General features: G+C 74.0%; 11 protein-coding genes and 1 riboswitch. Of the genes, 2 read left to right on the top strand and 9 right to left on the bottom strand.

Annotated elements, in window-relative coordinates; translation table 11 throughout:
* Together CTKZ_RS10490 and CTKZ_RS10485 are read right to left on the bottom strand one after the other, a co-directional pair.
* Positions 1 to 943, bottom strand: a 943-nt coding sequence (locus tag CTKZ_RS10490; protein WP_148090479.1) for an ABC transporter permease, incomplete at its 3' end; no start/stop codon positions are given.
* 4 nt (positions 944 to 947) lie between these two features.
* Positions 948 to 2,033 (bottom strand): thiamine ABC transporter substrate-binding protein, encoded by a 1,086-nt coding sequence (locus tag CTKZ_RS10485; protein WP_124342900.1) that lies wholly within the window; start codon positions 2,031 to 2,033, stop codon positions 948 to 950.
* Positions 2,034 to 2,123: 90 nt separating this feature from the next.
* Positions 2,124 to 2,253: riboswitch (TPP riboswitch) on the bottom strand.
* 95 nt (positions 2,254 to 2,348) lie between these two features.
* Between CTKZ_RS10485 and CTKZ_RS10480 the strand changes: the two genes are divergently transcribed.
* Both CTKZ_RS10480 and CTKZ_RS10475 read left to right on the top strand, forming a co-directional pair.
* Positions 2,349 to 2,621 carry a DUF4235 domain-containing protein gene (locus tag CTKZ_RS10480; protein ID WP_124342899.1) on the top strand — a complete coding sequence of 91 codons (273 nt, stop codon included), beginning with the start codon at positions 2,349 to 2,351 and terminating at the stop codon, positions 2,619 to 2,621.
* 23 nt (positions 2,622 to 2,644) lie between these two features.
* Positions 2,645 to 3,010 (top strand): nucleotidyltransferase family protein, encoded by a 366-nt coding sequence (locus CTKZ_RS10475; RefSeq protein ID WP_124342898.1) that lies wholly within the window; start codon positions 2,645 to 2,647, stop codon positions 3,008 to 3,010.
* Here CTKZ_RS10475 and CTKZ_RS10470 read toward each other — a convergent pair.
* The 7 genes from CTKZ_RS10470 to CTKZ_RS10440 all read right to left on the bottom strand — a co-directional run.
* Complete coding sequence (locus CTKZ_RS10470) at positions 3,007 to 4,512, bottom strand: phytoene desaturase family protein (RefSeq protein WP_124342897.1); 1,506 nt, start codon at positions 4,510 to 4,512, stop codon at positions 3,007 to 3,009. The two genes, CTKZ_RS10475 and CTKZ_RS10470, sit on opposite strands and share 4 nt — an antisense overlap.
* A 55-nt stretch (positions 4,513 to 4,567) precedes the next feature.
* Complete coding sequence (gene mnhG, locus CTKZ_RS10465; protein WP_124342896.1) at positions 4,568 to 4,990, bottom strand: monovalent cation/H(+) antiporter subunit G; 423 nt, start codon at positions 4,988 to 4,990, stop codon at positions 4,568 to 4,570.
* Positions 4,987 to 5,394 (bottom strand): MrpF/PhaF family protein, encoded by a 408-nt coding sequence (locus CTKZ_RS10460; protein ID WP_225916121.1) that lies wholly within the window; start codon positions 5,392 to 5,394, stop codon positions 4,987 to 4,989. Before CTKZ_RS10460 ends, mnhG begins: the two co-directional genes overlap by 4 nt.
* Positions 5,391 to 5,936: a Na+/H+ antiporter subunit E gene (locus tag CTKZ_RS10455; protein WP_124342895.1), complete on the bottom strand. Its 546-nt coding sequence runs from the start codon at positions 5,934 to 5,936 to the stop codon at positions 5,391 to 5,393. Before CTKZ_RS10455 ends, CTKZ_RS10460 begins: the two co-directional genes overlap by 4 nt.
* Positions 5,933 to 7,576: a Na+/H+ antiporter subunit D gene (locus CTKZ_RS10450; RefSeq protein WP_235843437.1), complete on the bottom strand. Its 1,644-nt coding sequence runs from the start codon at positions 7,574 to 7,576 to the stop codon at positions 5,933 to 5,935. Before CTKZ_RS10450 ends, CTKZ_RS10455 begins: the two co-directional genes overlap by 4 nt.
* The gene (locus tag CTKZ_RS10445; RefSeq protein ID WP_124342894.1) at positions 7,573 to 8,082 is read right to left on the bottom strand and encodes a Na(+)/H(+) antiporter subunit C; all 510 of its coding nucleotides are present in this window, start codon (positions 8,080 to 8,082) and stop codon (positions 7,573 to 7,575) included. Before CTKZ_RS10445 ends, CTKZ_RS10450 begins: the two co-directional genes overlap by 4 nt.
* Positions 8,083 to 8,087: 5 nt before the next feature.
* Positions 8,088 to 8,504, bottom strand: a 417-nt coding sequence (locus tag CTKZ_RS10440; protein ID WP_307720297.1) for an MnhB domain-containing protein, incomplete at its 5' end; no start/stop codon positions are given.

Here is an 8,504-nt window from a genome sequence, read left to right as displayed (position 1 = left end):
GGTCGAGCGCGTGCCCGTCGCCGCGCGGCACCCCGGCGGGCCGCCTGAGCGTCAGGGCCCGGACGGTCGCCGTCGGGGCGCCGAGGTCGAGGGCGCGCTCGCGACGCGCGCGCGTCCGCCCGGCGACGAGCAGCGCCCCGGCGACGACCACGAGCTGCACGACCGACAGCACCGCGGCGGCGCGCAGGTCGAGGAACTGCGTCGTCTGGATCCAGATCTCGGTCTCGATGGTCCCGAACCGCAGCCCGCCGAGGACGAGCACGGTGCCGAAGGCCGTCGCGGAGAACAGGAAGACGAGCGACGCGGCCGACGCGACCGCGGGTGCGAGCGCGGGCAGCACGACCGTCCGGAAGGCCCGCCACGGCGACGCGCCGAGCGCACGCGCGGCCTGCTCGGCGCGCGGGTCGAGCCGCTCCCACAGCCCGCCGACGGCCCGCACCACGACCGCGTAGTTGAAGAACACGAGCGCGGCGACGATGGCCGCGAACGTCCCGTCGAGCCGCAGGAACCCGAGCGGACCGCCGTCGACCAGCAACGACCGGAAGGCCACGCCGACGACGACCGTCGGCAGCACGAACGGCACCGTGACCAGCGCGCGCACGGCCGCGCGCCCGCGGAACGTCCGCCGGTACAGCACGAACGCGCCGGGCACGCCGAGCAGCACCGACACGACGGTCGCGACCGACGCCTGGGCCAGCGTCAGCCCGACGATCCGCCACGTGCGCGGTCGCGAGAACACGTCGGCGAAGCCCGACAGGTCGAGCGCGCCGTCGACGACGAACCCGCGCGCGACCATCACGACGACGGGCCACGCGAAGAACACCCCGAGGAACGCGACCGGGACCACGACGGCGGCGGTCCAGAACGCGACCGTCCCCGCCGACGGGCGCGCGCGCCCGCCCGGCGCCACGGGGGCGTCGGGCCGGGCGAGCGTCGTCGTCATCGGGTCAGCCCGCGACGATCTCCGACCACGCCGCGAGCCACTCCTCGCGGTGCGCGTCGACGTCGGCCGGTGCGACCTCGAAGGGCGCGTCCGCGAGCGGCGCCCAGCGCGCCCACTCCTCGGGCAGGTCGACCGCCGTGCTCACCGGGTACATGTACATCGAGCCCGGGATGTCGGCCTGCACCTCGTCGGACAGCAGGAAGTCGAGGAGCTGCTGCGCACCCTCGGGGTTCTCCGCGTTCGCGAGCACGCCCGCGTACTCGACCTGCCGGAAGCACGTGCCGAGCAGCGCGCCCGTCGTCGGCTCGTCGGCCCCGTCCGGCACGGTGAACGGCGGCGACGACGCGTACGACAGCACGACCGGGCGCGGCCCGTCGCCGCCACCGCCGCTGAAGTCCGTGTAGTACGCGTCCGACCAGCCCTCGGACACCTTCAGGCCGTTCGCGACGAGCGCCGTCCAGTAGTCCTGCCAGCCGTCCTCGCCCTTAGCGCCGACGGTCGCGAGCAGGAACGCGAGCCCCGGCGACGACGTGACCGCGCTCGGGACGACCAGCAGGTCCCGGTACTCGGGCTTCGTCAGGTCGTCGAGCGACGCGGGCTCCGCCACGCCGTGCTCGGTGAACCACGCGTGGTCGACGTTGAGGCACACGTCGCCGAAGTCGACCGCGGTCAGCGCGTCGGACCCGTCGACGGCGTACTGCGCGGCGTCCTCCGCCGCGGGCGCGGACGACGTGTACGGCTCGACGACGCCCTCGTCGATCGCGCGCGACGCGAACGTGTTGTCCACGCCGAACACCAGGTCGCCGAGCGGCGCGTCCTTCGTGAGGACGAGCTGGTTCACCAGGGCGCCCGCGTCGCCGGGCTGCACGACCTCGACCGTCAGGCCGCTCTCCTCCTCGAAGGACTCCAGCAGACCGTCGGACAGGCCGAACGAGTCGTGCGTGACCAGCGTGACGGTGCCGCCGCCCCCGCCGGACGCAGCGGGCGACGGGTCGCCACCGCCGATCGCGGAGCAGCCCGCGAGCGCGAGGACGGTCCCGGCGGCCAGCGCCAGGACGGGGACGGACGTGCGGCGGGGCGTGCTCGCCATCGGTGGTGCTCCTCCTTCGTCAGCAGGAGGGGGTCCCCGCACCCGTCGCACGGCGGCACCCTCGCAGGGGCGCGCCGACGACGACTGCGGAGACTGAGAAGCCCGACTCCCTACGCCGGTGTGAACCGGATCAGGTTCGAGGGTCTGCGGTGGTCCGCACTCTCAGCGTCCTGGCCGTCGGCGGGGCTGCCGGCGACGTGACGCTCCCCTGTCGTTCGCCTGCGATCCTACGCCCGTCCGACCAGCGGTCCGACCCGTCCGCGACTAGCGTGGACGCCGGTCCTGTCCCTGATGAACGCCCGGAGGTCTCCCCGCATGGACAAGCAGTCGACCGTCGCGAAGCTCGTGGGGATCGGCGGCGCGCTGGTCGCCGCGTGGCTCGCGCAGCAGGTGGTGGCCCAGGGGTGGAAGGCGACGCGCGGTCACAAGCCGCCGAAGCCCGAGGACGAGGGCGACTACCGGCTCGGCGAGGTCATCGCCGCCGCCGCGATCACGGGAGCGCTCGTCGGCGTCGCCCGCGCGCTCGCGACCCGCGGCACCGCCGCGTTCACCGCCCGCACGGAGACGGGCCGCGAGCTGGTCGACTGAGCCGGATCGCATCCGGCGTCGACGTGTCGGACGACACCTGCGAGGGGCGCCTCGCGAAGGTGCACGCGCACCGATCCGAGATCCGCGCCGCTGCCCGGCGCGCAGGTGCGACGCACATCGCCGTCGTCGGATCGGTCGCGCGCGGCGAGGACGGCCCGGCGTCCGACATCGACTTCCTCGTCGACGTCGACGTGCGTGAGGTCGGCCTTTTCCCGCTCATGGATCTCGCCCGAGAACTGGAGCAGGTCCTCGGCGAACGAGTCGACGTCGCCTCGCGACCACGTGCTCGCCGACCACGTGGTCGCGTCGGTCCTCGCCGAGGCCGTCGCCGTCTGATCGGTGCGGGCCCGTCGCGATCCACGGGGGGTGACCGCCCGACGGCCGACTAGATGACCGGCCACGCCTCCGTCGCGCGGTCGGGGGCGAGGGTCGGCAGCTGGTCGGTGTTGAAGACCTCGCGCAGGACGCGTCGCGCCGCGAACCAGCCGGAGAGCCCGTGCACGCCCGGACCGGGCGGCGTCGACGCGGAGCACAGGTACACACCGTCGCGCCCGGAGGCGTAGGGATCCCGGCGCGCGCTGGGGCGGGCGAACATCTGCGCGATGGTCGCGGCGCCCGCGGAGATGTCCCCGCCGACGTAGTTCTGGTTGTGGTGGTGCATCTGCGCGGCCGGGATGCAGCGCGACGCGACGACGACGTCGCGGAACCCGGGCGCGTACCGCTCGACGTGCGCGGTCACGGCCTCGGTGACGTCGACGTCGGAGCCGGCGGGCACGTGCGCGTAGGTCCACAGCGGCCGCAGGTCGCCGACGCGGCGGGACTCGTCGACGACGGTCGGGTCGCTCAGCAGCGTCATCGGACGGCGCGCGTGCCGGCCCGCCTGCACGGCCCCCTCGGACTCGACCATCTCGGCGCGCGTCCCGCCGAGGTGCACGGTGCCGGCCTGCCCGACCTCGGGGACGGTCCACGGCACGGGTTCCGACAGCACGAAGTCGACCTTCGCGGCGCCGTTGCCGTACCGGAACCGTTCGAGCGGCCGGCGGGCGCGCGGCGGCAGGTGGTCGCCCATGACGTCGAGGAGCGTGCGGGGCGAGGTGTCGAACAGGTAGGCGTGCGCGGGCGGCAGGTCGTCGCAGGTGCGGACGGGGTGGTCGGTGACGACCTCCCCGCCGTGCTCGACGAGGTCGTCGACGAGGGCCGCGACGATCGACCCGGAGCCGCCGCGCGGGATGGCCCACCCGGCGCCGGCGTGGCCGAGGGCCGCGAGCAGCAGGGCCGTCCCGGAGCCCGCGAGCGACGGCAGCGCGGTGATGGTGTGCGCGGCGACCCCCGTCAGGAGGGCGGGTGCGACGTCGTCGATGAAGGGGCGGTCCCACAGGCGGGTGCCCTGCTCCAGGACGCGCAGCCCGAAGTGGACGGCGGCGGGCGCGCCGTGCGGCAGCAGTCCCGCCGGGATGCTGCGCTTGTCGCCGAGCGCGACGCGCACGACGTGCCCGGGGTGCGCGGCGAGCGGCCCGACGAGCGACCGCCAGGCGGGCCCGTCGACGCCGAGGCGCTCCACCGTGCGGTCGAGGTCGTGGTACGCGATGCCGGCCCGACCGCCGGGCAGCGGCTGCGCGAACGAGATCTCGGGAGTCAGCAGCTCGACGCCCCGCGCGCGCAGGTCGAACGACCGGAAGAACGGCGACGCCCACGCCATGGGGTGCACGGCCGAGCACAGGTCGTGCACCATCCCGTCGGCCAGGCCGAGGTCGAGCGTGCGTGCACCGCCGCCGACGGTCGGCTGCCCCTCGAGGACCAGGACGCCGAGGCCCGCGCGGGCGAGCGTGACCGCGGCGGCGAGCCCGTTCGGACCGGACCCGACGACGACGACGTCCCGGTGGTGCGTCATGCCTCGATTCAACCCCTCCTCGCGCCCGAGCGGTGGGCGAACCTGGGCGCGCGCCTCAGAGGGGACCGATGTCGTCACTTCCGGTGCGCCGCTCACGGTCCGCCTCGTCGGCGTCGGAGCCCGACCGCGCCCGCTCGAGGTCGGCGGTGAGCTCGTCGACGACGAGCAGCTCCCCGCGCACCTTCCCGGTGCGGTAGCCGGCACGGCCGACCATGTGCGCGGCGACGGGTGCGGTGAGCATCTGGAACAGCGCGACGAGGACGAGCGCCCACACCGCGCCGCCGGACCGCAGCCGCAGCGCGAGGCCGATGAGGCACAGCACCAGGCCGAGCACCTGCGGCTTCGTCGCAGCGTGCATGCGGGCCAGCAGGTCGGGGAAGCGCAGCGCGCCGACGCCCGCCGCGAACGCGAGCAGCGCCCCGCCGAGCAGGAAGATCACCGAGGCGACGTCGGCGACGGTGTCCCACCAGCTGTTCATCGGACCTCCCCCTCCGCCTGGCCGCCGTGCAGCTCCTCCGTGTCCTCGGGCTGCTCGCCCAGCGCCTCCTGCTCGGCCGCGGCGCGCGCGGCCTCCTCGGCGGCGATCTCCTCACGCGTGCGGACGCGCCCCTCGCCCTCGGGCTCGACGGCGGCGAACCGCGCGATCGTCACCGAACCGACGAATCCCACGAGCGACAGCACGACGAGGATCGGCACGACGTCGGCCCGCCGGTTGGCGGCGGCGTAGAGCGCGACGCCGACGATCATCGTGGCCACGACCACGTCGAGGGCGACGGTCCGGTCGAGCATCGACGGGCCCTTCTCGGCCCGGACGATCGCGAACGCGGCGCCCAGCACGAGCAGCACGCTGCAGATGACGACGACGACGGTCATGGCGGTCATGCGGTCACCCCCGCGGCGCGCAGCTCCTCGTCGGACGCGAACGCGCGCAGCACGCGCTCCTCCTGCTCGAGCACCGTGCGGCGCGCGGCCTCGATGCCGCCGCTCTCGTGCACGTCGAGCACGTGCAGGTAGAGCATCCCGGTGAGCCGGTGCGCCTCGACGACGAGCGACCCGGGCACGAGCGAGCAGAGCTCGGCCGTGAGGGTCAGGTACAGGTCGGAGTGGCTGCGCAGCTGCACGCCGATGACGGCGCCGCGCGGCGTGTACCGGGGACGCAGCGCGATCGCGCTGACCTCGGCGGACGCGCGGACCACGTCGAGCACGAACCGGCCCACGAGCACCGCGAGCCCGCGCGGCCGCACGCGGCCCTGGAACTGGATCGGCGCCATGCGCAGGCCCGTCGTGACGAGCAGCGCGAGCCCGGCACCGGCGAGGACGTTGCCGACGGACAGGTCGCCCCAGAGCAGCACCCACACGACCGTCAGCCAGACGACCGTCGCCCACTGCGTGCGCCAGCGGGAGCGGCGCGGGTGCAGGCTCATCCGCCCACCTCCGCGACGTCGGTGCGGACGGCCGCGTCGGGCGCGCTGCCGGTCGTGTCGGCGGCGTCCGTGCCGACCTCGCCGCCCTCGCCGCCGTGCGCGGCCTCCTCGGTCACCTCGACGGAGACGCCTTTGCCGCGCTTCCCGTCGGGCAGCACGGCCTCGACGTACGGGGTGCGCTCGGTCAGCGCGTCGGCGGCCCGCTGGGTGTACGCGTAGAGCGGCCCGGCGGCGACCGTGAGGCCCAGGCCGAAGACGATGAGCGCGGCGGCGGGGCCGACCATGCCGAACGGCAGCCGCACGGGCGGCCGCTCCTCCTCGGGCACCTGCCAGAACGCCTTGTTCCACGCCTTGACCAGCGCGTACAGCGTGAGCAGCGACGTGACGACCGACCCGACGACCAGCACGTACGCGAGCGGCGTGCCGACCTGCACGCCCGCCTCGAGCAGCCCGAACTTGCCGAGGAACCCGGACAGCGGCGGGATGCCCGACAGGTTCATCGCCGGCACGAAGAACAGGATCGCCAGCAGCGGCGCGAGCTTGGCCAGGCCGCCGAGCTTGGTCAGCGACGTCGAGCCGCCCGCACGTTCGACGAGCCCCACGACGAGGAACAGCGCGGTCTGGACGGTGATGTGGTGGACCACGTAGTAGATCGCGGCGGTCCACCCGGCGTCGGTGGACAGGGCGATGCCGAACACCATGTACCCGATGTGGCTGACCAGCGTGAACGACAGCAGACGTTTGATGTCGTCCTGCGCGACGGCGCCGAGGATGCCGACGACCATCGTCGCGAGCGCGGCCCACATGAGGGCGTCGTCGAGCCTGCCCTCGGGGAAGAGCAGCGTCTGGGTGCGGATGATCGCGTAGACGCCGACCTTGGTGAGCAGGCCGGCGAACACGGCGGTGACGGGTGCGGGCGCGGTCGGGTAGGAGTCCGGCAGCCAGGCGGACAGCGGGAAGACCGCCGCTTTGATCGCGAACGCCAGGATCAGCAGCACCTGCAGGACGAGCCGCACCCCGGGGTCGATCTCCGGGAGCCGGATCGCGAGCTGGGCCAGGTTCACGGTGCCCGTCGCGGCGTAGATCGAGGCGAGCGCGACGAGGAAGAGGATCGACGAGAGCAGCGCGACGACGACGTAGATCGTGCCCGCCCGGATGCGCTCGCGCGTCCCGCCCAGGGTGAGCAGCACGAACGACGCGGCGAGCAGGATCTCGAACCCGACGTAGATGTTGAACAGGTCGCCCGAGAGGAACGCGTTCGCGACGCCCGCCGTCAGCACCAGGTACGTCGGGTGGAAGATCGAGATCGGCGCGGACTCCTCGTCGTCCTCCTGACCCTGGGCGAGCGAGTACAGCAGGACGCAGAGGGTGACGGTCGCGGAGACCGTGAGCATGAGCGCCGACAGGCGGTCGGCGACGAGGTCGATCCCAACGGGTGCGGCCCAGCCGCCGACGTCGACGACGAGCGGGCCGTCGTCCGCGAGCACGAGGAGCGCGGCCGAGACGATCACGACGATCACGAGCGCGACGACGCTCACGATGCGCTGGAGCGTCGGGCGCCGGTACAGCGCGAGCGCGAGGCCCGCGGCGGACAGCGGGACGACGACGGGGAGCGGCACGAGCCAGGTCCAGTCGGTCATCGCTCCCCCTCTCCTGCGGTGCGGGCCGGGTCCCCGGCCGGGCGGGCGGGCGCACCCTCGTCGGTCTCGTCGCGGATCGACGCGGCTTCCTCGTCGATCGAGCTGCCGGTGCCCTCGGTGTCGGCGTCGGTCGTCGCGCGTTCGTCGATCGCGGCGAGGCGCGCGATGCGGCGGTCCTCGACGTCGTCCTGCACCTCGTCGTGCCGGTGCAGCTGCCACGACCGGTACGCCATGGCCAGCAGGAACGCGGACAGGCCGAGCGTGATGACGATGGCGGTGAGGACCATCGCCTGCGGCAGCGGGTCGGTCATCTGCCCCTCGGGCGTCGCGCCGACGATAGGCGGCCGCCCCGCGGCACCGCCCGCGACGAGGAACAGCAGGTTCGCGCCGTTGCCGAGCAGGATCACGCCGATGAGGACGCGGCTCAGCGAGCGCTCGAGCAGCAGGTAGACGCCCACGGTGAACAGCGCGGCGATCGCGACCACCAGGACGATGTTCGGGCTCATGTCGATCACGGCTGCTCACCCGCCGCCCGGGCCGCGACGATCCGGTCCGCCTCGCTCACGGTGGCCTGCTCGTCGGGCGAGGAGCCGACGCTCGTGTCGTCCTCGCCCGTCTCGGCACGCCGGTCGATCTCGGCCCCGAGGCTGCGCAGGATGTCCAGCACGAGGCCGACGACGACCAGGTAGACCCCGATGTCGAAGAACAGGCTGGTCACCAGGTGGATGTCGCCGATGACCGGCAGGTGGATGTCGAGGATCCACGACTGCAGGACGGACCCGCCCGCGAGCTGCGCGACCAGCCCGACACCCGCGGACAGGAACAGCCCGAGGCCCAGCAGCAGACCGGGCTGCACGGGTGCCGCCTCGCCGAGCTCGTACCGGCCGCCCGCGAGGTACCGCACGATGAGCGCGATGCCCGTGACGAG

The sequence above is a fragment of the Cellulomonas algicola genome (genome assembly GCF_003851725.1).
Classification (GTDB): domain Bacteria; phylum Actinomycetota; class Actinomycetes; order Actinomycetales; family Cellulomonadaceae; genus Cellulomonas; species Cellulomonas algicola.
This window is presented reverse-complemented; position numbering and strand designations above follow the sequence as displayed.